The sequence below is a fragment of the Vallitalea sediminicola genome, from assembly GCF_054408565.1.
In genome coordinates this window covers 135,537-158,309 of sequence record NZ_BTPT01000026.1, presented here as the reverse complement: position 1 = coordinate 158,309, position 22,773 = coordinate 135,537, and the positions used below count along the sequence as shown (strand labels likewise).

Here is a 22,773-nt window from a genome sequence, read left to right as displayed (position 1 = left end):
AGGAGGAAACGATTAAATGGCAAAAACATCAATGAAAGTTAAACAACAACTTAAGCCAAAGTTTTCATCAAGAGCTTATAACCGTTGTAGAATATGTGGAAGACCTCACGGATATTTAAGAAAATATGGAATATGTAGAATCTGTTTCCGTGAATTAGCGTACAAAGGACAAATCCCAGGTGTAAGAAAAGCTAGTTGGTAAGATTTAGTAATAGGAAGGAGGCCACAAATAATGACAATGAGCGATCCAATTGCAGATATGTTAACAAGAATCCGTAACGGAAATACTGCTAAACATGATTTTGTAGATGTACCTGCTTCAAAAATGAAGCAAGCTGTTGCTGACATTTTGGTAAATGAAGGGTACGTAAAAGGATATAAATTAATAGAAGACGGATTAATTAAAACTATCCGTGTAGAAATGAAATATGGTAAAGATAAAAATGAAAAGGTAATAGCTGGAATCAAGAAAATATCTAAACCTGGACTTAGAGTATATGCAGGTAAAGATGAATTACCAAAAGTATTAGGTGGACTTGGAACTGCTATCATCTCAACTAATAAAGGTATTGTAACTGATAAAGAAGCTAGAAAGCAAAACGTTGGTGGAGAAGTAATTGCTTTTATATGGTAATTATTCCTCGAATAGTTAAGCGTAAAAAATAAAATATAATGGATGAAGCTTTGTAAAATTGCAAAGGTATTTAATCCGAGGAGGTGCAAACATGTCACGTATTGGTAAATTACCTGTAGAAATCCCAGCAGGAGTAGAAGTAAGTGTTACAGAAAGCAACTTTGTAACTGTTAAAGGACCAAAAGGTACTTTAGAACAACAATTACCAAAAGAAATGTTAATTTCTAAAGAAGAGAGCCAAGTGTTAGTAAATAGACCAAATGATTTAAAGAAGATGAAATCATTACACGGTTTAACTAGAACTCTTATTGGTAACATGGTTGAAGGAGTAACTAAAGGTTACGAAAAGAAATTGGAAATCAATGGTGTTGGATATAGAGCACAAAAACAAGGTAAAAAATTAGTATTATCTTTAGGATATTCACATCCAGTTGAAATGGAAGATCCAGAAGGTCTTGAAGCAGTTGTAGAAGGACAAAATGTTATTATCGTAAAAGGAATTGACAAAGCAAGAGTAGGTCAATACGCAGCGGAAATAAGATTTAAGAGACCGCCTGAGCCATACAAAGGCAAAGGAATTAAATACGCTGATGAAATAATCAGACGTAAAGAAACTGGTAAATAGTAAAATAGCAAAGGGGTGAAATCCATGATAAAGAAAACATCACGAACTAAAGTGCGTGTTAAGAAGCATAGAAGAATACGTAATAATATAGTTGGTACTTCTGAAAGACCTCGTTTAGTGGTTTTTCGAAGTGACAAACATATGTATGCACAAGTTATCGATGATCTAACTGGTCATACTTTAGCAGCAGCTTCTACAGTTGAAAAAGACATTACTAGTAGTTTAGAAAAAACTAATAATGTAAAAGCGGCAGCTCTTGTTGGAGAAACTGTTGCTAAAAGAGCTGTTGAAAAAGGTGTTAAAGAAGTTATTTTCGATAGAGGCGGATACATTTATCAAGGTAAAGTAAAAGCATTAGCAGACTCAGCTAGAGAAGCTGGGTTAAAATTCTAAGTAAGGAGGTAGAAGCATGAAGCGTACAATGATTGATGCTAGTAAGCTAGATCTAAAAGAAAAAGTAGTATCAATAAGACGTGTTACTAAGGTAGTAAAGGGAGGGCGTAACTTCCGTTTTGCAGCTTTAGTAGTGGTCGGAGATGAGAATGGGCATGTAGGTGCAGGTGTAGGAAAAGCTACAGAAATTCCTGAAGCTATTCGTAAAGGTATCGACGACGCAAAAAAAAGACTTATTGAAGTTCCTATAGATGAAAATGGTAGTATTCCACATGATTATATCGGTAAATTTGGTAGTGCTTCCGTTTTAATGAAAAGAGCACCAGAAGGAACAGGTGTTATAGCTGGTGGACCAGCTCGTGCAGTACTTGAACTTGCAGGAATCAAGAATATTAGAACAAAGTCATTAGGTTCTAATAATAAGAACAATGTAGTAACTGCTACTGTTGCAGGACTTGATGGACTTAAAACTCCTGAAGAAGTAGCTAAACTTCGTGGTAAATCAATTGAAGAGCTTTTAGGATAGGAGGGAACCAAGATGGCAGATAAATTAAAAATTACTTTAGTTAAATCCACAATTGGAGCCATTCCTAAACATAGAAAAACAGCAGAAGCTTTAGGACTAACAAAACTTCATAAAACTGTTGAACAAAAAGATAATAAAGCAATTAGAGGTATGGTCAATTCTATACAACATTTAGTAAAAGTAGTAGAAATTTAATTGGGTTAAAATAAGCAAGGAGGTGTAACAGTATGAATTTGACAGAATTAAAACCAGCAGAAGGATCAAGAAAATCTAATTTCAGAAAAGGAAGAGGACATGCTTCTGGAAATGGTAAAACTGCAGGAAGAGGACACAACGGACAAAAATCTCGTTCCGGCGGTGGAGTAAGACCTGGATTTGAAGGGGGTCAAATGCCACTATACAGAAGACTTCCTAAAAGAGGTTTTACTTGCAGAAATTCAAAAGAGATCGTTGGAATTAATGTTAATGTCTTAAATAGATTTGAAACAGGTGCTACAGTATCTGTTGAAACTTTAATCGAACAAGGCGTTGTTAAAAATCCTAAAGACGGTATTAAGATATTAGGAAATGGTGATTTAACTAAAAAACTTACAGTAAAAGTTAATGCATTTAGTAAATCAGCAATAGAAAAAATTGAAGCCGCTGGCGGGAAAGCAGAGGTGGTTTAAATGTTAAGAACACTTCGTGATGCATTTAAAATACCTGATTTGAGAAAAAAGATAATTTACACTATGTTAATGTTTTTTGCTATACGTATTGGCGCACATATAAGAATACCGTTAATTAATCCTGAAGTTGTTCAAAACATGTTTGGTAATGCAGATGATGCTGGATTACTTGGTATGTTTGATGCATTCTCAGGTGGTGCCTTCAAAGATATGACATTGTTTGCTATGGGTATTACTCCATACATTACATCCTCAATCATAATGAATCTTCTAACAATTGCAATTCCAAAACTTGAGGAAATGCAAAAAGAAGGAGAAGAAGGACGTAAAAAAATTGCTAAGATCACTAGATACGGTACTATAGTATTAGCTTTACTTCAATCAATTGCAATATCAATTGGACTTGGTAGAAGCTTATTCTATAATTATAATATATTGTCAGTAATTATTGCTGTAACTGCAATGACTGCTGGTACAGCATTCTTAATGTGGGTTGGAGAGCAAATAACAGTTAAAGGTGTTGGAAATGGTATTTCATTAATTATCTTTATTAACATAATATCAAGATTACCATTTGGAACTAAGAAATTATATGAGCTAGCAACTGGAGGAAATAAATTAGTACCTGTAATTGTATTATTAATCATATATGTATTAATGGTTATGTTCGTAGTATTAATACAACTTGGCGAAAGAAGAATTCCAGTACAATATGCCAAGAGAATGCAGGGAAGAAAAGTATATGGAGGACAATCTACACATATACCACTCAAAGTAAACATGGCAGGAGTTATTCCGGTTATCTTTGCTTCATCCTTATTACAGTTCCCAGGAACAATAACTCAATTCTTTGGTGAACCACAGGGATGGTGGGGTTCTGTTATTAACTTCTTGAAAATTACTAGTATATCAGGAGCGCTTATTTACTTTGTATTCATATTATTCTTTGCTTATTTCTATACTTCAATTATTTTTAATCCAATTGAAGTTGCTAATAATATGAAAAAGAATGGTGGATTTGTTCCAGGTATTAGACCAGGAAAACCAACTGTTGACTATTTATCAAATGTTCTTAATAAAATTGTATTAATTGGAGCTTTAGCACTTGCACTTATCGCTTTACTTCCAGTAATACTTTCAAATGTATTCAGTATGAATGTAACATTTGGTGGAACTTCACTTATTATCGTTGTAGGTGTTGCCCTTGAGACAATTAAGCAAATTGAATCCCAAATGGTTATGAGACACTATAAAGGATTTTTAAATGCATAGATGAATAGATTAAGAATGAAGTAAGAACTAATATTCTATCTTCATTCTAAATCTTAGAGGCTTTAAAATTCTAATATAAGATATAACTTTGGAGGTTGTAATATGAGATTAATTATGTTAGGTGCCCCTGGTGCTGGTAAAGGAACACAAGCAAAAAGGGTAGCCGCGAAATATAATATTCCGCACATTTCAACAGGTGATATATTTAGGGATAATATAAGAAACAAGACTGAACTTGGATTGAAAGCCAAACAATATATGGATAAAGGCTTACTAGTTCCAGATGAGTTGGTTGTAGATATAGTTGCTGATAGATTATTACAAGAGGATTGTAAAGAAGGTTTCATTTTAGATGGCTTTCCAAGAACAATACCTCAAGCTGAGAGTTTAGACGAAGCGCTTATGTCTATGAAAACTAAAATTAATTATGCTATTAATATTGATGTGCCTGATGAAAATATTGTAAGAAGAATGTCTGGTAGAAGGGCATGTTTAAATTGCGGTGCAACTTATCATATAAAGTATAATCCACCAAAAAAGGAAGATATTTGTGATAACTGTACAGGAGAACTGATACTTAGAGATGATGATAAAGAAGAGACAGTACTCAAGAGATTAGAAATTTATCACAAGCAAACTAGTCCATTAATAGAATATTATGGAGAAAAAAACATCTTAATAACTGTTGATGGAACAGTTGACATTGATGATGTTACTAAGAGTATTGTTAAGATATTAGGAGCGTAAGTGTATGTCAATAACAATTAAAACCAACGAAGAAATAGCAATCATGAGAGAAGCAGGTAAAATAGTTGCGGGAGCTCATGAATTACTAGAATCAATGATAAAACCAGGAATATCTACATTTGACCTGGATAAGGCTGCAGAAGAATTTATTAGAAGTAAAAACGCCATTCCGTCTTTTAAAGATTATAATGGATATCCAGCTAATATCTGTGCTTCAATTAATGAAGAAGTTGTGCATGGTATTCCTACCAAAAAAAGAATTTTAAAAGAAGGCGATATAATAAGTATTGATATTGGTGCTTACTATAACGGTTTTCATGGCGATGCTGCTAGGACACATGGTGTTGGTGAGATAAGTGATGAAGCTAGAAACCTGATTGATGTTACTAAACAATGCTTTTTTGAAGGATTGAAAGTCATTAAGGAAGGCAATCATTTACACCAAATTTCATCTGCTGTACAAAACTATGTTGAAGAAAGAGGCTATTCAGTTGTAAGAGACTTAGTTGGACATGGTGTTGGACGTAAATTACATGAAGAACCTCAAGTTCCCAATTTTAAAGTAATTGGTAGAGGTCCGAGGCTTCTAAAAAATATGGTAATTGCAGTAGAACCTATGATTAATATTGGAAGGTATGAAGTTAGATGGTTAGATGATGATTGGACTGTTGTAACAATGGATGGGTCATTATCAGCTCATTATGAGAATACTATCTGCATAACTGAAGATGGTTATGAACTTCTTACTATTTAAGGCTGAGGTGTTATACTATGAACGAATTACAATATGGTCAAGTAGTAAAATCGAAGGCCGGTAGAGATAAAGATAAAATATTTGTCATAATAAATATAAAAGGTGAATATGCTTATTTAGCGGACGGTAATTTAAGACGAATTGAAAAACCTAAGCAAAAGAAGATCAAACATATACAACCTACAAATCATATAATCCATGAGATTAAAGAAAAATTGATTAGAGATAAAAAAGTTACAAATGTCGAGATAAGAAGAAATTTAGCTGTTTACAAAGTTAACGACCAAAGTTAATGGTGGAGGAGGTTGATAAAATGTCAAAGAAGGATGTAATAGAAGTAGAAGGAACAGTATTAGAGAAATTACCTAATGCTATGTTTCAAGTTGAGCTTGAGAATGGACATAAAATCTTAGCTCATATCAGCGGTAAGTTGAGAATGAACTATATAAGAATTTTACCTGGTGACAAAGTAACGGTTGAACTTTCTCCATATGATTTAACTAAGGGAAGAATTATTTGGAGAGACAAATAAGAGGTAACTTTAGTAATAAGCAAAATAACAATTGATATTGTTTGATATAAGTTGAATGAATACCCCTAATAAGGTCAACAATTTAACAGAGTGTTTTAATTTTATTCATTAAAATATCGAACACAGCTATCTTAAACCTTGAAATGTACCCAAACAAAACTCAATTGTTTAGGAAGGAGCAAGAAAGATGAAAGTAAGAGCGTCCGTAAAACCTATGTGTGAAAAATGCAAGATTATTAAAAGAAAAGGTAGAGTTCGCGTTATCTGTGAGAACCCAAAACATAAACAAAAACAAGGTTGATCATATAGATAATCTTAATTTTCTTATTGAGATTCTATAAACGGGAATACGTTTATAGAATAAGAAGGTGACTTAGTCACATAAAAGATTTCATAGAAAATAAGAAGAACTTTCCTATTAGGATAAAAGAAAGTATAAATAATACATGATGGTTAAAGTTTAACAATAATGTATAATTTATGTTACTTTTGTTAAAAATTTAAAAAAGTATTGCATATAATATTAAGATAGTATATAATTACTAATTGTGATATTATGCATAAAATTAGGGTTGAAATTATAAGATAACCTTAGTGTTTAATTATGAATTACATTTTTGGGATTATTAATTGGTAATCTTGAAAAGTAAGATATAAGCGGCTGAGTAATGACTCACCAGGATGGGTTGTTCTAGTAAGTTATTACGGAATTAAAAAATAATCATTAAATGATTCTCACTAAATCATTTAATATTGTGAACCAGATATGTTGGGATAATATTATCTAATAACTTTCACCGCATTAGATTATTATTCATTCCTTACCTTAAAAAACGGAGGTGTGAAATCACATGGCTCGTATTGCAGGTGTTGATTTACCAAGAGAAAAACGTGTAGAAATTGGTCTAACATATATCTATGGTATTGGTAGAACAAGCTCTAATCGTATATTAAAAGAAGCAGGTATTAATCCCGATACAAGAGTAAGAGACTTAACAGATGAAGAATCAGCAAAGATTCGTGAGATTATAGATAATTCTCAAATAGTTGAAGGGGATCTTAGAAGAGAAAGAGCATTAAACATAAAACGTTTAATGGAAATAGGATGTTATCGTGGTATTCGTCATAGAAGAGGTCTTCCTGTTAGAGGACAAAAGACTAAAACGAATGCTAGAACAAGAAAAGGACCAAAAAGAACAGTAGCTAATAAGAAAAAATAACCCATAAGGGAGGTTTGATTAATGGCAAAGAAAGTGTCCAAAAGAGGGACCAAAAAGCGTGTGAAAAAGCATATTGAACGTGGACAAGCGCATATCAAATCAACATTTAATAATACAATTGTTACGTTAACAGATACTCAAGGAAATGCAATTTCATGGGCAAGTGCTGGAGGACTTGGATTTAGAGGTTCAAGAAAATCTACACCATATGCTGCTCAAATGGCAGCTGACACTGCTGCAAAAGCAGGAATGATACATGGTTTGAAAATAGTTGAAGTAATGGTTAAAGGACCTGGTTCAGGAAGAGAAGCTGCTATTAGAGCACTTCAAGCTGCTGGACTTGAGGTTACAAGTATAAAAGACGTAACACCAGTACCACATAATGGTTGTCGTCCACCAAAACGTAGAAGAGTATAATTCAATCGGCTAGGAGGTGTAATAAAAAATGGCAAGATATACAGGTGCAGTTTGCAGACTTTGTCGTAGAGAAGGTGAAAAACTTTTCTTAAAAGGCGAAAGATGTTATACAGGAAAATGTGCTATGGATCGTAGACCTTATGCTCCAGGAGATCATGGTAAAAGACGTACCAAAGTTTCTGAGTATGGTTTACAATTAAGACAAAAGCAAAAAGCGAAAAGAATCTATGGTGTTTTAGAAACACAATTTAGAAATTACTTCGCAGATGCTGATAAAAGAAAAGGTATTACAGGTGAAAATTTACTTATAATCCTTGAAACTAGATTAGATAATGTTGTTTATAGAGCTGGTCTTGGTCGTTCAAGAACTGAAGCAAGACAAGTGGTTAGACATAATCATATTACAGTAAATGGTAAAAAAGTTAACATCCCTTCATATCAAGTGAAACCAGGAGATGTTATTGAAGTTAAAGAAAAATCATTAAGCATCCAAAGATTTAAGGATATTGTAGAAACTACAAGTTCAAGAATTGTCCCAGAATGGATAGATGCTGATATAGAAAACAAGACAGTTAAAGTTGTTTCTGTTCCAAATAGAGAACAAATCGATAGTAATATCGAAGAAACATTAATCGTCGAGTTATATTCAAAATAATAATATATAGGTATATAGAATCTATATTAGTAATTTATTTAACTATAAGTCAAAAAAATGTGTGCACAAAAATTGACTTGATGTTTACTACCCTCAGAGCATGGACATAGCGCTCCTTGCGCTTCAAGTCTACATAGGAAAAAAGGTATTTATAAAACTATAAATCCTATGGTAAAATAAAGAATAAAGGAGGGTCATTGAATGTTTGATTTTGAAAAACCGAAAATTGATATCGTTGAAATAGCTGAGGATAACAGATATGGTCGTTTTGTAATAGAGCCTCTTGAAAGAGGTTACGGAACTACTTTAGGTAATTCATTACGAAGAATTATGTTATCATCATTACCTGGTGCTTCTATAAGTAGCGTTAAGATTGAAGGGGTATTGCATGAATTTTCCTCAATACCAGGTGTTAAAGAAGATGTTACTGAAGTTATTATGAATATTAAGCACTTAGCTATTAGAAATAATAGTGATAGTCCAGAGCCAAAAGTGGCATATATAGAGTTTGAAGGTGAAGGTGTCGTAACAGCTGCGGATATTCAAGCTGATCCTGATATTGAAATCATAAACCCTGATTTACCAATTGCTACACTTAGTGGTGGAGCTGACAGTAAATTATTTATGGAACTTACTATTACAAAAGGTAGAGGCTACATTAGTGCTGACAAAAACAAATCAGAAGATCAACCAATAGGTGTTATTCCAGTTGACTCTATATACACACCAGTAGAAAGAGTTAACCTAATAGTTGAAAACACTCGTGTTGGTCAAATTACTGATTATGATAAATTAACTTTGGAAGTCTGGACAAACGGAACATTATCTCCTGATGAGTCTGTTAGTTTAGCAGCTAAAGTACTTAGCGAACATCTTAATCTTTTTATTGACCTATCAGAAAACGCTAAGAATGCTGAAGTAATGGTTGAAAAAGAAGATGATGAAAAAGAAAAAGTTCTAGAAATGAGTATTGATGAATTAGAACTATCTGTACGTTCATATAACTGTTTGAAGAGAGCAGGTATCAATACTGTTGAAGAACTTACCAATAGAACATCTGAAGATATGATGAAGGTACGTAACCTTGGTCGTAAATCCTTAGAAGAAGTATTGGCGAAATTAAAAGAATTAGAATTATCTCTAAAACCTAGTGATGAGTAATACTAATTAAATCTTTATATATTATAACATCTGGAAAAAAGGAGGTTAAACAGAAATGGCAGGATATAGAAAGCTTGGAAGAACTTCTTCACAAAGAAAAGCATTACTAAGAAACCAAGTTACTAATTTGATCTATCATGGACAAATTAAAACTACAGTTAGTAAAGCAAAAGAAGTTCGTAAACTTGCGGAAAAAATAATAGCATTATCCGTAAAGGAAAAAGATAATTATGAAACAGTAACTGTAACTCAAAAAGTACCTAAAAAAACTGCTGATGGAAAAAGAGTTAAGACAGTTGTAGATGGTAAAAAAGTTACTGAAACTGAAAATATTGAAAAAAATATTAAAAAAGATAGCGCTTCTAGATTACACGCACGTAGACAAATGCTTAAGGTTTTATACCCAGTAAAAGAAGTGCCTGTAAAGAATGCTGGTAAAAAAGCAAATACTAAACAAGTTAACTTAGTTGATAAGTTATTTGATGAGATTGCGCCAAAGTATTCTGATAGAAATGGTGGATATACAAGAATTATTAAAATAGGACCTCGTAGAGGTGACGGTGCAGAAGAAGTAATTATTGAATTAGTGTAATTTTGCATTAGTAGATAATAATAGGGATTAAGGCATATGTGCACTTAATCCCTTCTTTGTAATTAAAGATAAATTTATTAATTTTATTGAGTTTTGGGGTATGGTAATATATACTATTATAAGTATAAAATGAAACAGTCACTTTTTTATATAAGTGAATGCTTATACTAGTATATATTACTTGACAATAATAATATACCAATAGGTGGTGTAATATATGGAAATGATAAAATCTAGAGGTCTAGTATATGAATATCATACCCATAATGATATGGGCGAAATAGAAGAATTAAATAGAGCCCTTGATCATGTAGATATAGATATAAATAAAGGAGAATTCATAGCTATTCTAGGACATAATGGTTCTGGTAAATCTACTATGGCAAAGCATTTAAATGCTCTTTTAACGCCTTCAGAGGGTACTCTATGGGTAAAGGGTATGGATACCAAAAAAGAGGATGATATATGGAATATAAGGCAAACAGCTGGTATGGTATTTCAAAATCCTGACAATCAGATAATTGCTACTGTAGTAGAGGAAGATGTTGCCTTCGGACCAGAGAATTTAGGGATAGAGCCAAAAGAAATAAGAAAAAGAGTAGATAATGCACTAGATACAGTAGGCATGACAGCATATAGTACCCATTCACCTAATAAATTATCAGGTGGACAAAAGCAGAGAATTGCTATTGCGGGAGTATTAGCTATGAAGCCGGAATGTATTATTCTAGATGAACCAACAGCTATGCTTGATCCATCAGGGAGAAAAGAAGTAATAGAAACGGTTCAGGAATTAAATAGAAATGAAAATATAACAATTATTCTTATTACACATTATATGGAAGAAGCGATTGAGGCAGATAAAGTATATGTAATGGATGAAGGTAAGATGGCTTTACAAGGTACACCAGATGAAGTTTTTACACAGGTAGAACAGATGAAGACATTAGGATTGGATGTTCCGCAAGTAACAGAACTAGCCTATATGCTTAGAAAAAATAATATTAATATATCAGCAAATATACTTAATGTAAAGGAAATGGTTGATGCATTATGTCAATTAAAATAGATAACTTAACATATATTTATAGTCAGAGTACACCTTTTGAAAAAAAAGCTATTGATGATGTATCTCTAGAAATTGAAGACGGGGAATTTGTAGGTCTTATTGGACATACAGGTTCAGGAAAATCTACATTAATTCAGCATTTCAATGGATTATTAAAGCCTGCAAGGGGAAATGTATATGTTAATAATATAGATATACATAGTAAAGCAAAACCTTTAAGGGAAATAAGGCAAAAGGTAGGATTGGTTTTCCAATATCCAGAACATCAGTTATTTGAAATGAGTGTCTATAAGGATGTATCTTTTGGACCTTCCAATATGGGATTGGAAAAAGAAGAAATTGATAAGAGAGTGAAAGAAGCTATAAAAATTGTTGGATTAGGTGAAGAAACATATGAAAAATCACCATTCGAATTATCAGGAGGACAAAAAAGAAGGGTAGCAATTGCTGGTGTTCTAGCAATGAAACCAGATGTTCTCATACTTGATGAACCAACAGCCGGTCTTGATCCAAGAGGTAGAGATGAGATTTTAGACGAGATATCTAAATTACATGAAGAATTAGGGATAACAGTCATATTAGTTTCTCATAGTATGGAAGATGTAGGAAAATACGTGGAACGTATAATTGTAATGGATAAAGGCGGAGTAAAATATGATGACATACCTAAGAAAGTATTTAATCATATTGAGGAATTAGAATCAATGGGACTTGGTGTTCCACAGGTAACATACTTGATGCAAGAACTTAACAACAAAGGTTTTCGCGTTACTAATGAAGTAACTACGATACAAGAAGCTTATGATGAAATAATGCATGCTATTAGTGAGGATGTGAAAAGATGATTAGAGACATAACAATTGGTCAATACTATCCTGCTAATTCATATATACACAAGTTGGACCCTAGAATGAAATTATTAGGAACTCTTGCTTTTATTATCTCATTATTCATTGCTGATAATATATGGGGATATGTTGTGGCATTTATATATCTAGGAGTGGTAATAATTATATCCAAAGTACCTTTGAAATTCATGTTAAAAGGTTTAAAGGCAATATTTATAATAATTATACTAACTGTTGTACTTAATTTGTTTTTTACTCCGGGAGAAGAGAAACTATTTAATATAGGAAGTATTGTAGTATATAAGGAAGGCTTATATTTTGCCGCTCTAATGGCTGTTAGGCTTATTTTTCTTATAATTGGTTCATCAATACTTACACTTACTACTTCACCGATACAATTGACTGATGGAATTGAATACTCATTGAATCCATTAAAAAAAATAAGAGTACCGGCTCATGAAATTGCTATGATGATGACCATAGCATTAAGATTCATACCTATATTGTTAGAAGAGACTGATAAAATAATGAAGGCTCAGATGGCTAGAGGAGCTGACTTTGAATCTGGTGGTATTGTAAAAAGAGCTAAAAGCCTTATTCCATTACTAGTACCATTATTTATATCTGCATTTAGAAGAGCAGATGATTTAGCTTTAGCGATGGAAGCTAGATGTTATAGAGGTGGAGAAGGACGAACAAGAATGAAACAACTAAAATATACAAAATACGATTTAGGTGCATTGATTGTATTAGTAGTTTACATTACTATACTTATCATTCTTTGATTAATATGGAAATTATATATGAAGGTGAAATTGATGGGTAATATTATGCTAGTAGTAGCTTATGATGGAACTAAGTATTGTGGATGGCAAGTGCAAAAGAACGTAATTACCATTGAACAAAAAATTACTGAAGCTTGTCAAAAATTGTTTTCCCGGGAAATAAAATTAATCGGTGCAAGTAGAACTGACACAGGTGTTCATGCATTAGGTCAGATTGTTGTATTAAAAGTAGAAACATCAATACCTATTAATAAAATACCTTATGCGATTAATGCCTATTTACCTGAGGACATAGTAATAAGAGATGCAAAATGGGTTGCTAATAGTTTTCACCCAAGATACAATGCAAAAAATAAAACATATGAATATAGAATATACAATTCTAAGTTTCCATTGCCTCAACATAATAGATATGCTTATTTTTACCATAAATCATTAGATATAGATAAGATGAAAGAGGCTGCTGGATGTTTTATAGGTAAACATGATTTCAAATCTTTTTGTTCGACGGGAAGTAGTGTTAAAACTACGGTTAGAGAAATTTACAGATGTGATGTTAGCGTAAAAGATGAAATGATTGTTATTAGTATTAATGGAAATGGATTTTTATATAATATGGTTAGAATAATTGCAGGAACACTAATAGATGTTGGAAGAGGAAAAACTAAACCAGATTATATTATAGATATTATTAAATCAAAAGACAGAAATAAAGCAGGGGCCACCGCTCCAGCTAAAGGATTGACTCTAATGAAAATTAATTATAATTAAATTGTGAAAAGGAGGAGGTACTGTGAAACAAAAAATATTACTTATTATAGCCACGATACTTTGTTTTGGATTATTTATAACTACTGTGCAAGCTGCTGATACAACAGAACAGATTAATGAGGAAGAATATAAAGAAGAAATTATACCAGGCAAAGTTATTGCGATCATAAAGGATGAATATGAAACTTTAGAGACATCTGGTGGTGACTACATACAAAAGATTCAAGTGTTAAAGGTAAAGCTTACTAAGGGTAAAGAAAAAGGGAAACTAATAGAAGTATATAATACTGTAGATGGTATTATGGCTAATAGTTTTGATGCAAAAGTGGGAGACGAATTGTATTGTGGTATTGAACGTGATGAAGAAGGAAATATACTACAAGGATATATAAATAATATCAAGAGGGATAAGTATTTAATCTATTTAGTGTTAGCATTTGTATTGCTAACAGTGATTATAGGAGGATTTAAAGGTGTTAAAACCTTAATTACATTAGGTATTACTATTGTAGGTGTATATTATATGTTGAGAGGTATTATCAACGGACAGAATCCAGTGCTTACATCTATATTGGTATCTGTTGTTGTAACTATCATAACTATGTTTATTATAGGTGGATTTAATAAAAAGGCTATAGCAGCTATAGCAGGAACGTTATCAGGTGTTATAATTGCTGGTACTATCTCACTTATAGTTGGATACTATGCTAATTTATCTGGACTAGAGACATCAGAATCTCAGATGCTTTTATATTCAACAGAATCAATGAAGCTAGATTTTAAAGGAATATTATTTGCTAGTATTCTATTAGGTACGTTAGGTGCAGTAATGGATGTTTGTATGTCAATATCCTCATCGATAAAAGAATTAAAAGATCATAATCCTTTAATGACAGTTGGACAACTTTTCAAATCAGGTATGAATATTGGTAAAGATGTGATGGGAACAATGTCTAATACTCTAATCTTAGCGTATGCAGGTACTTCAATGTGTTTGATGCTATTGTTTATGGTAAATAAAATGACCTTAGTAGATATAGTAAATATGGAATTGATTTCTACAGAAATAGTTAGAGCATTAGCTGGTACAATAGGTTTAATTATATCTATACCAATAACAGCAATAGTAGCAGCACTTATGGCAAAAGGTGATTATAACAAGGTATAGAACAGTTGAAATATGATATTATCCACAGACGTGGATATTAATACATAGTAGTTGTGGATAAAAATAATAAAATATAAAAAAATGTGGATAATTTCTCTGAAATTACTTGACACACTAGGTTGGATGTACTATAATATTGAAGCGTGAGCTTGTAAATTAAAATCCATTAGCCCCGGGTTTTGATAATACATGAGAAATCGAACTGAATAAGGAGGGAACTCGATGAAAACTTTTATGCCGAGAGCAGAAGACGTTGAGAGAAAATGGTATATAGTAGATGCTGAAGGTCAAACTTTAGGACGTTTATCATCTGAAATAGCAAGAGTACTTATTGGAAAGAATAAGCCTATCTATACACCACATGTTGATACTGGTGATAATGTAATAGTTATCAATGCAGATAAAGTTGTATTAACAGGAAAAAAATTAGATCAAAAATTATACAGATATCACACTGGACATCCAGGTGGTTTAAAAGAGATAAAATACAAAGACATGATGAAAAATAAACCTGAAGAAGTAGTTATGCATGCAGTAAAAGGTATGCTTCCTAAGAACAAACTTGGAAGAAAAATGCTTAAGAAACTACGTGTATATAGAGGTTCAGATCATAAACATGATGCTCAAAAACCAGAAGTATTAGAAATTAACAACTAAATGATTCGTACCGAAAGGAGGAATATAAGTGGCACAATTAAAATATTATGGCACAGGTCGTAGAAAGAATAGTGTTGCAAGAGTATATTTAGTACCTGGAACAGGTAAAATTACAATTAATAAAAGAGATATAGATGAATATTGTGGACTTGAAACATTAAAAGTTACAGTTCGCCAACCATTAGAATTAACTCATACAACAGATAAATTTGATGTTATGGTTAATGTACATGGTGGTGGTTTTACAGGACAAGCTGGTGCTATCCGTCATGGAATTTCAAGAGCTTTATTAAAAGCTGATGATGAATTCCGTCCAGCACTTAAAAAAGCAGGTTTCTTAACAAGAGACCCAAGAATGAAAGAAAGAAAGAAATATGGATTAAAGGCTGCACGTCGTGCTCCTCAATTCTCAAAAAGATAATATTTCAAAATTTACAATCCCTCAGACAGCGATGTTTGGGGGATTTATTTATATACAGAGCTCTATTAAAATGTATAAAATTATACTCGTAACTAACGAGTAACTAACAAGTAACTAACAAATATAATAAAAAAATTAAATAAGTTCTATGGCTTTTTTTAACTCTTCGATATCTTTATGAGTATATAGATTTGCTGTAGTTTGATAACTAGCATGACCGATGATTTTCTGTAAAGCCACAGTATCAGCACCTGCATTACCCATTAATGTAGCGAAGGTATGTCTACAATCGTGGGGCTTGTGTCTGAAACCTAATTGTTCCATAATGAATACAAAATTATCTCTATAATAATTATCATATTTATATGGCTTATTATCAGTCTTAGAAATAAAATATTCGTATCCTTGATTTACTCTGTTTTCTACTAAGTTATATATTTTTCTATTTATGGGTATTATCCTATCTTTCCCGACTTCAGTTTTTAGATCACCATTAATTGTTTTTCTTTCTAAATCAATATCGTTGCTTTTTATTATTAATAATTCACCAACTCTTAAACCTGTGTAAATCATTATTAATATAGTATCGACTAATTCAATTTCGCTTGCAACATTGAATAACTTATTAATTTCTTCTTTAGTGAAAGGTTTTCTTCTTTTCCTAGATAATTTATATACCGTACCATATCCGTTTAGAATTTTTATATTTTAATCACAGCCTTCAATTATTATTAAATCTTTCAGCAATACCAATTAAAATTTTTAAGTCTTCAGCAGACAAATCAGTTGCTAGATTTATAAGTTTTTTAATTCAGTACTATTAGTAGTAATTATTTTTAAGTTAGAGACAAGTGTATCAGATAGTCCTAGTAAATTAACTACTCAGATAATAAAAGAATCGGAGAATATGAAGTCTCATTTACAGCTATTGAAGTAGATTACAATGAGGTGGTTATATGATAGCATTAACTCAACATCAAAAAGAGATATTACATAGCAAAAATGGTGTTAGAGAAATAAAGTTCCAATATGATCTACTAGATAAAGATGATATCTATAAAAAGACACTTAAAAATATAATAAGCTGCAGTATAGATTATAAAAGTTTAGCAGAAATAAAACGTACAGCTAATATAAGTCTAAAAGAAGATAGTGACATTGATTACCTAAACGATAGGATACAACCATTCATGTTAGTAAAAGACAAAGATGAATGGTTAAAATGGAGTTTAGGTATTTTTATGCTCAATAGTCCAACTAGAAAAGAAAACGATGGTTATATTACAAGAGATATAAAATGTTATGATACCAGTCAAATCCTAGTTCAAGATAAAGTTACTAATAGATACTTTATTAAAAGTGGAACTAATTATATAGCAGCTATATTAGATGTATTCTTAAGTGCTGGGATAATTAAGACCAATATAGCTGGAATAAATAAGAACATAATTACAGATAGAGAGTTTCCCATAGGAACTAGTAAGCTTGAAATAATAAACACATTACTAAAAGAAATAAACTACTACTCAATAGTAGCTGATGAACTAGGTTATTTTATAAGTAAACCTTATATCTCACCAGTAGATAGAGACATAGAATATACCTATAAAACAGATGAAAGCAGTATTATCTATAATGGATTAACTGAAACCCTTGACCTTTTTAATGCACCAAACAAATTTGTAGTGACTCTTTCTAATCCAGAACAAAAGCCACTTAAATCGGTATATACTAATAAAAATCCAGATAGTATCACAAGTACTATCAGAAGAGGGAGGACTATAACAGAATTTAAACAAGTAGACAATATAGCAGATCAAGAAGAATTGGATAACTATACAAAAAGACTTGCTGAAAATGCTAGTAATGTATATGGACATATAGAATTCGAAACCGCTGTAATGCCCCATCATTCTTATTTAGATTGTTTGCAATTAGAACATGATAACATGAGCATAAAAGATAAATACATTGAAACTAATTGGAGGATGAATCTAAAAGAAGGAGCTAAGATGAATCATAAAATAAGAAAGGTGGTCAAGGTGTGATTGATTCAGAGAAGTTAATACTGATAATAAAAAGATTAATAAAAAAAGAGATTAGACTACCACTAGTATTAGGAACTATCAAAGGCGGTAAAGTTAAATTTGATGGTGAAGATACTACAAGTCATAAGAATTACAAAAAACTAAATAATATAACACTTAATGAGGATGATAGAGTGCTGCTTGCCAAGGTAAGCGGTACTTTTATTATTCTAGGAAAATTAACATAGAAAGGTATGAAGTAATGTATGGAAAATGAATATACAAGACAAGACAAATTACTTGACAACCACGAGACTAGAATACAGAACCTAGAAAAAGCAGACGTTAAACTATTTGAAAGAATGGACAGCTTAATAAGTCAAATGCAATCAGTTACAGGTTGGATCAAGTGGTTGATTATAACCTTAATACTATCATTAAGTGGGTTTTTCATTTGGTATATTCAAAGTATACCAAAGCAATAAATAAAAAAAATAATTATATAAGAGATGGAGAGATAAATATGAGTATAGCAGTAGTAGGAAGTAAATTTAAAAATGAAATTGAAGAATTAGGAAAGCTCGGATGTGACATCCGACCTTTACCAAGTGGACAAAAACAAAAGCTCTATTTATTAAACGAGCCACAGGCTTCATATTTGATTACATTACTTGAAAACAACGATATAGTTCGTAAGTTTAAACTGGAATTAGTTAAACAATTTTATCGTATGCGTACAGCACTCATGGAAAGACAGACTACTGAATGGCTACAAACTAGACAAAAAGGTAAGCTAGTAAGAAGAAAAGAGACTGATTCACTAGCACAGCTTAAAGCATATGCAGAGGAACAAAGAGAAGGAAAGCCATATAAACAAATATATACTAATTATACTAAGTTAGTTAATAATGCTGTTGGAATTAATACAGGAGAAAGAAATATAGCCACATTTAAGCAATTACAGATAGTTTCTTTACTTGAAGATATGGTACAACATACAGTATTAGAAGAAATGCAAAAAGGCGTATTCTTCAAAGAAATATACAAGAAATGCAAAGCAAAAGTTAACACATTTGTATCATTAATGTATTTGGATACAGATGTAAAACAACTAAATTCGGTTTCATAGTTTAGTTTATAAAATTATAAGTATATTTTGTCGAAAGAACTACAACGCTTTATTATACTACCTAGACATACCAAATATAAGGCTATATTTTAGATGTGTAACATGATATAATCTGAAATAACAAAAGAGAAAGGATTGATATATATGAAGAAAATAAGAAATTTAGTTTTGTTTTTTGCAATGATAATGGTTTTAAGTGGGGTTAATGTTTATGCTGCTAGTGTAGGTGATAAATTAGAGCAACCTGAAGATGGTTGGAAAAGATATGATGATAATAATCAAACATTTATGTACCAAGGGGAATTCATAAGTGAAAAAAAAGATGATTTTTATAATGATACTATCCATTACTTGAAATCTAATCAAGCTACAGAAGGTGCTAAAATAAAATTTCAATTTTTAGGAAGTAAATTAAGAATCATAGCTAATGCTTATCAATATTATTCCAAATCATTGGTGGTTAATATAGATGGAATTGAATATTCATTTAATATGAATAAGGGTGTTTTCACACGTCAAGTTTTAATAGGTGAGATTAATAATCTAACTTTTGAAATGCATAATGTAGAGATATATGCGAGTGATAATATAAGATATTCTTTTGATGCAATAGACATAGATGATAATGGAGAACTAGTATGTTTAAATACTCCAACAAACCTTTCTGCTCAAGCCAGTAATGCAAAAATTAATTTAACGTGGAATGCAGTAGAAGATGCTGATAGCTATACTATATTAAGGTCAACTACTTCAGATAGTATTAATACAGTTATTGCTTCTAATGTAACAGATACAACTTACATAGACAATGATGTTGAACCAGGAGTAACTTATTACTATGTAGTAAGAGCAGTAAAAAATGGTGTAGAAAGTTCTAACTCAAACGAAGCTTCTGTTACAATAAAAGCATCTGATAAAAAAGTAAAATTAGTCCTTGAAGTAAATAGACAAAAGCAATTGAGTGTAACAGATGATTTAACTGATAATGCTGATATGATATGGATTTCTTCAGATACAACTATTGCAACTGTAGATGCAAATGGTAAGGTAAAAGCATTAAAGCCGGGTGATACAGTAATAACTTGTAAAAATGAAGATGGATCATATACTGAGACAATCAATGTTTTAGTTGTTGCTTTAGATTTACAGTTAGCAGTAGATTTATATACTGGTGAAAAATGCAGATTGGTAGTTGGTGACTTAATAAATACTTTAGGTATAACATGGGAAACAAATGACTCTACAATCGCAACTGTATCATATAAAGGTAGAGTAACAGCAATAAGCAAAGGATTGACATACATAAGTGCATTTGATGAAATAGGCAACGAATTAGGACGTATATACATAAGAGTAAGATAAATAATATACTAACTAAAACAAGCTTTAGGACAGGTACAGGATCTACTTTCTTAATTGAAGGTAGATCCTTTTTTATTGCTTATTAATAAATTATTTATTAATATATATCGGGAAACGTGTTATAATATAGATTAAAGTTATATTTAGTAAGCTATTTAATTTACTAGTATAGTATTTTTGTTTATAATTAACACTGTCACTGATAAGTGATAAAAGCAAATATAAATATTGAATAAATTGTATTATTTGTATAATGTAATATTACTTGTAAGTATAAACTAAAAATATATCTGAATTTAGTTAAAAATAACAAAAATAAAATAGTTTGTAACCTTTTGATAGTTTAATGCCCTTATATAATATAGGGGCATTTTAAGTTATATAAAAAAATGACGATATTCAATTCAAAATATTGACAAAATATGACAAAAAAATATATAATTTTATTAAGTTGCATATTGAATAATAATAAATTTGGAGGATGAAATAATGAAAAAATTTAATGGTAAAACAAGATTACTTTCTTTAATGTTAATTTTAGGATTGTTGTTAGTAAATTTAAATGTAAGTGCAATAAATAAAATGGATGCCCAGGATCTACTTGAAAGAGCTACTGAGCAATCTATTGAATTAAATTCAGAAGTATTCCAAAGTGCTGATAGCATTGTTGATTTAACTCCAGTAAATGCAAAAAGTACTTCAAAAGTAAAAAAAGAGAGTAATAAATTTATCTCTTTTATTGGAGATTTTTTTGCTTCAGAATCTTCTACTCCTACTAATACTTCAAATATAGAATGTATAGACCCATTCCTTGCGAATTCTTATGCTATAGCTAAATCTTCTTCCACTGTTATGGAAGATTATATTTATGCTAAATGTAGAATTTATAATGGAGGTGATGATTCATTAGTATCATCTACAGAAGAAGACGAAAATTATTCAAGTTTTGTTAGCGCTAAAGCAATAGATAGTGGTTTTTATAGTGATGATTATGCATATGGAAATCATATATACAAATTAGAAGGATACAAAGATGTTATTCATGAAACTTATGATGAATTTTAGATAATATAATTAAAGGATATCAATATGCAACTTATGAAAAGATGGTGAAAATATGAAGAGCAAAAAGAAAAATACTAGCATTAATATTTTAATAGGTATAGGCATTGTGGTATTAATTATTTTGTTAATAATTCAATTAAATCAGAACAAAGAAGTCTCTAGAGGAAAAAGTTCAGGTCAAGTAGCTTTTGGTATTTATAATAATAACAAAATATTGAATAGTGGGAGTTATATTCAAGAAAAAACTATTAAACATAAACTTGAAATGAGCCAAAATTTAGCTGTTCCAAGAGATTATTTAGTATTAGCTTTTATTGATTATGTCCAAACTGAATTTACTGTAGATGATAAGATATACAATAATTACATAATTAAGCTTGATAAAAATGATTCAAAAGATATTATGATTAATATGAATATACCAGATAATGCTAAAGAATTATGCTATGTAATAATTAAAAAACCTGCTTATATTATCGGAGAATCAGATATTAAGAAAGCTTGTACGTTGCAAGAAATTATGACTCTTAGATATAGTCTTGATAAAAATGACAAAAATATTAATATTGATAGTAATATTGATATAGTGTTAGAAGGACCAATGGATAATATATTTTTATCAGAAAGTGATATTAACTTAAAAGCGTTATTTACATGTAATGAAAATGAAGAAAAAAAACTGGTTTTAGGAAATATGTCTGATAAATCTATTCAATATGCTGTAGTTCAACTTTTAGATTGGAATCAAGTAACGTTTGATACTAAAGAGATGATAAAATTTTTTGAAGTTGCACCTAATACTAAGATTTCCTATGCGGTGGATATACCATCTGTTGACAAGGATTCTTTAATTCAATATATAGCATTTCCTTTTCCGTTTAATACTAGTAAAGATAACTTTTACAGTACTATAGGAGTAGGCACGTTTAGAACAACTATTATAGACATTGAATAAAAAAATTAATAGTAGTGCAACTATATGAAATTTAGATATACTAGTTATAAATATAAAATATAAGGATAAACAAATTTAGTTTAAAGATATATATAAATGGTGATTAAATAAATGTTAAATAGCTAGACAGATTCTTATATCAGAACATAGATAAGTGCTAAAGCACTGATTAGTACATATGAGCCTTAAAAAGGCTCTTTTAATTTGCCTAAAAGTAGAAATATAATTTAATAGTACATAGCTATAAATATAAAATAAAAATAAGTACTATCATAAGATAGACTTAATTAATTCCTCATAGTGTGTATTGGATTTACTCA

At 30.9% G+C, this 22,773-nt stretch carries 33 protein-coding genes; 32 read left to right on the top strand and 1 reads right to left on the bottom strand.

Annotation, left to right across the window (positions count from 1 at the left end; all coding sequences use genetic code 11):
• Positions 1–16: 16 nt before the first annotated feature.
• The 25 genes from ACX6CF_RS12105 (at position 17) to rpsI (ending at position 15,915) form a co-directional block, all read left to right on the top strand.
• Positions 17–202: a type Z 30S ribosomal protein S14 gene (locus ACX6CF_RS12105; protein ID WP_458785592.1), complete on the top strand. Its 186-nt coding sequence runs from the start codon at positions 17–19 to the stop codon at positions 200–202.
• A gap of 30 nt (positions 203–232) precedes the next feature.
• On the top strand, positions 233–634 hold the full coding sequence (gene rpsH, locus ACX6CF_RS12100) for a 30S ribosomal protein S8 (protein WP_458785591.1): 402 nt from the start codon (positions 233–235) through the stop codon (positions 632–634).
• A gap of 91 nt (positions 635–725) precedes the next feature.
• Positions 726–1,259 (top strand): 50S ribosomal protein L6, encoded by a 534-nt coding sequence (gene rplF, locus ACX6CF_RS12095; RefSeq protein WP_458785590.1) that lies wholly within the window; start codon positions 726–728, stop codon positions 1,257–1,259.
• Between the two features lie 24 nt (positions 1,260–1,283).
• Complete coding sequence (rplR, locus tag ACX6CF_RS12090) at positions 1,284–1,652, top strand: 50S ribosomal protein L18 (protein ID WP_458785589.1); 369 nt, start codon at positions 1,284–1,286, stop codon at positions 1,650–1,652.
• 16 nt (positions 1,653–1,668) lie between these two features.
• Positions 1,669–2,178, top strand: a complete 510-nt coding sequence (rpsE, locus tag ACX6CF_RS12085; protein WP_458785588.1) for a 30S ribosomal protein S5 — start codon at positions 1,669–1,671, stop codon at positions 2,176–2,178.
• 12 nt (positions 2,179–2,190) lie between these two features.
• On the top strand, positions 2,191–2,373 hold the full coding sequence (rpmD, locus tag ACX6CF_RS12080; RefSeq protein WP_458785587.1) for a 50S ribosomal protein L30: 183 nt from the start codon (positions 2,191–2,193) through the stop codon (positions 2,371–2,373).
• A 32-nt stretch (positions 2,374–2,405) separates the two neighbouring features.
• Positions 2,406–2,846, top strand: coding sequence for a 50S ribosomal protein L15 (gene rplO / locus ACX6CF_RS12075; RefSeq protein ID WP_458785586.1), 441 nt, complete (start codon positions 2,406–2,408; stop codon positions 2,844–2,846).
• Positions 2,847–4,118, top strand: coding sequence for a preprotein translocase subunit SecY (gene secY, locus ACX6CF_RS12070; RefSeq protein ID WP_458785585.1), 1,272 nt, complete (start codon positions 2,847–2,849; stop codon positions 4,116–4,118).
• Between the two features lie 102 nt (positions 4,119–4,220).
• Complete coding sequence (locus ACX6CF_RS12065; RefSeq protein ID WP_458785584.1) at positions 4,221–4,865, top strand: adenylate kinase; 645 nt, start codon at positions 4,221–4,223, stop codon at positions 4,863–4,865.
• A gap of 4 nt (positions 4,866–4,869) precedes the next feature.
• Positions 4,870–5,619 (top strand): type I methionyl aminopeptidase, encoded by a 750-nt coding sequence (gene map, locus ACX6CF_RS12060; RefSeq protein WP_458785583.1) that lies wholly within the window; start codon positions 4,870–4,872, stop codon positions 5,617–5,619.
• A gap of 17 nt (positions 5,620–5,636) precedes the next feature.
• Entirely contained in the window at positions 5,637–5,912 is a 276-nt protein-coding gene (locus ACX6CF_RS12055) for an RNA-binding protein (protein WP_458785582.1), read from the top strand.
• 20 nt (positions 5,913–5,932) lie between these two features.
• Complete coding sequence (gene infA, locus ACX6CF_RS12050) at positions 5,933–6,151, top strand: translation initiation factor IF-1 (protein WP_113672515.1); 219 nt, start codon at positions 5,933–5,935, stop codon at positions 6,149–6,151.
• A gap of 187 nt (positions 6,152–6,338) precedes the next feature.
• Entirely contained in the window at positions 6,339–6,452 is a 114-nt protein-coding gene (gene rpmJ / locus ACX6CF_RS12045; RefSeq protein ID WP_113672514.1) for a 50S ribosomal protein L36, read from the top strand.
• 550 nt (positions 6,453–7,002) lie between these two features.
• Positions 7,003–7,371: a 30S ribosomal protein S13 gene (gene rpsM, locus ACX6CF_RS12040; protein ID WP_458785581.1), complete on the top strand. Its 369-nt coding sequence runs from the start codon at positions 7,003–7,005 to the stop codon at positions 7,369–7,371.
• A gap of 21 nt (positions 7,372–7,392) precedes the next feature.
• A complete protein-coding gene (rpsK, locus tag ACX6CF_RS12035) occupies positions 7,393–7,788 on the top strand; it encodes a 30S ribosomal protein S11 (RefSeq protein ID WP_458785580.1) in 396 nt (131 codons plus the stop codon).
• A gap of 28 nt (positions 7,789–7,816) precedes the next feature.
• Positions 7,817–8,443, top strand: coding sequence for a 30S ribosomal protein S4 (rpsD, locus tag ACX6CF_RS12030; protein ID WP_458785579.1), 627 nt, complete (start codon positions 7,817–7,819; stop codon positions 8,441–8,443).
• Between the two features lie 201 nt (positions 8,444–8,644).
• The gene (locus ACX6CF_RS12025; RefSeq protein WP_458785578.1) at positions 8,645–9,604 is read left to right on the top strand and encodes a DNA-directed RNA polymerase subunit alpha; all 960 of its coding nucleotides are present in this window, start codon (positions 8,645–8,647) and stop codon (positions 9,602–9,604) included.
• Between the two features lie 55 nt (positions 9,605–9,659).
• Positions 9,660–10,196 (top strand): bL17 family ribosomal protein, encoded by a 537-nt coding sequence (locus ACX6CF_RS12020; RefSeq protein WP_458785577.1) that lies wholly within the window; start codon positions 9,660–9,662, stop codon positions 10,194–10,196.
• Between the two features lie 217 nt (positions 10,197–10,413).
• Positions 10,414–11,265, top strand: a complete 852-nt coding sequence (locus ACX6CF_RS12015) for an energy-coupling factor transporter ATPase (RefSeq protein WP_458785576.1) — start codon at positions 10,414–10,416, stop codon at positions 11,263–11,265.
• Positions 11,250–12,110: an energy-coupling factor transporter ATPase gene (locus ACX6CF_RS12010; RefSeq protein WP_458785575.1), complete on the top strand. Its 861-nt coding sequence runs from the start codon at positions 11,250–11,252 to the stop codon at positions 12,108–12,110. Before ACX6CF_RS12015 ends, ACX6CF_RS12010 begins: the two co-directional genes overlap by 16 nt.
• Entirely contained in the window at positions 12,107–12,898 is a 792-nt protein-coding gene (locus ACX6CF_RS12005; protein WP_458785574.1) for an energy-coupling factor transporter transmembrane component T family protein, read from the top strand. The genes ACX6CF_RS12010 and ACX6CF_RS12005 overlap by 4 nt, the downstream gene beginning before the upstream one ends.
• Before the next feature lie 33 nt (positions 12,899–12,931).
• Positions 12,932–13,669 (top strand): tRNA pseudouridine(38-40) synthase TruA, encoded by a 738-nt coding sequence (gene truA, locus ACX6CF_RS12000; RefSeq protein WP_458785573.1) that lies wholly within the window; start codon positions 12,932–12,934, stop codon positions 13,667–13,669.
• 22 nt (positions 13,670–13,691) lie between these two features.
• Entirely contained in the window at positions 13,692–14,837 is a 1,146-nt protein-coding gene (locus ACX6CF_RS11995; protein WP_458785572.1) for a YibE/F family protein, read from the top strand.
• Between the two features lie 222 nt (positions 14,838–15,059).
• Positions 15,060–15,494 (top strand): 50S ribosomal protein L13, encoded by a 435-nt coding sequence (gene rplM, locus ACX6CF_RS11990; protein WP_458785571.1) that lies wholly within the window; start codon positions 15,060–15,062, stop codon positions 15,492–15,494.
• A gap of 28 nt (positions 15,495–15,522) precedes the next feature.
• Positions 15,523–15,915, top strand: coding sequence for a 30S ribosomal protein S9 (rpsI, locus tag ACX6CF_RS11985; RefSeq protein WP_458785570.1), 393 nt, complete (start codon positions 15,523–15,525; stop codon positions 15,913–15,915).
• Positions 15,916–16,050: 135 nt separating this feature from the next.
• On the opposite strand, the gene ACX6CF_RS11980 is transcribed toward rpsI, so the two are convergent.
• Positions 16,051–16,614: a tyrosine-type recombinase/integrase gene (locus tag ACX6CF_RS11980; RefSeq protein ID WP_458785645.1), complete on the bottom strand. Its 564-nt coding sequence runs from the start codon at positions 16,612–16,614 to the stop codon at positions 16,051–16,053.
• A 257-nt stretch (positions 16,615–16,871) separates the two neighbouring features.
• On the opposite strand from ACX6CF_RS11980, the gene ACX6CF_RS11975 reads away from it, so the two are divergent.
• The 7 genes from ACX6CF_RS11975 to ACX6CF_RS11945 all read left to right on the top strand — a co-directional run bounded on the left by ACX6CF_RS11975 (position 16,872) and on the right by ACX6CF_RS11945 (position 22,453).
• Entirely contained in the window at positions 16,872–17,963 is a 1,092-nt protein-coding gene (locus ACX6CF_RS11975; RefSeq protein WP_458785569.1) for a hypothetical protein, read from the top strand.
• Complete coding sequence (locus ACX6CF_RS11970) at positions 17,960–18,190, top strand: hypothetical protein (RefSeq protein ID WP_458785568.1); 231 nt, start codon at positions 17,960–17,962, stop codon at positions 18,188–18,190. Before ACX6CF_RS11975 ends, ACX6CF_RS11970 begins: the two co-directional genes overlap by 4 nt.
• Positions 18,191–18,208: 18 nt before the next feature.
• Entirely contained in the window at positions 18,209–18,427 is a 219-nt protein-coding gene (locus ACX6CF_RS11965; RefSeq protein ID WP_458785567.1) for a hypothetical protein, read from the top strand.
• 38 nt (positions 18,428–18,465) lie between these two features.
• Positions 18,466–19,071 carry a Rha family transcriptional regulator gene (locus ACX6CF_RS11960; RefSeq protein ID WP_458785566.1) on the top strand — a complete coding sequence of 202 codons (606 nt, stop codon included), beginning with the start codon at positions 18,466–18,468 and terminating at the stop codon, positions 19,069–19,071.
• A gap of 144 nt (positions 19,072–19,215) precedes the next feature.
• Complete coding sequence (locus ACX6CF_RS11955; RefSeq protein WP_458785565.1) at positions 19,216–20,433, top strand: Ig-like domain-containing protein; 1,218 nt, start codon at positions 19,216–19,218, stop codon at positions 20,431–20,433.
• A gap of 489 nt (positions 20,434–20,922) precedes the next feature.
• The gene (locus ACX6CF_RS11950) at positions 20,923–21,498 is read left to right on the top strand and encodes a hypothetical protein (RefSeq protein ID WP_458785564.1); all 576 of its coding nucleotides are present in this window, start codon (positions 20,923–20,925) and stop codon (positions 21,496–21,498) included.
• Between the two features lie 52 nt (positions 21,499–21,550).
• Complete coding sequence (locus tag ACX6CF_RS11945) at positions 21,551–22,453, top strand: hypothetical protein (RefSeq protein WP_458785563.1); 903 nt, start codon at positions 21,551–21,553, stop codon at positions 22,451–22,453.
• The last annotated feature ends 320 nt before the right edge of the window (positions 22,454–22,773 follow it).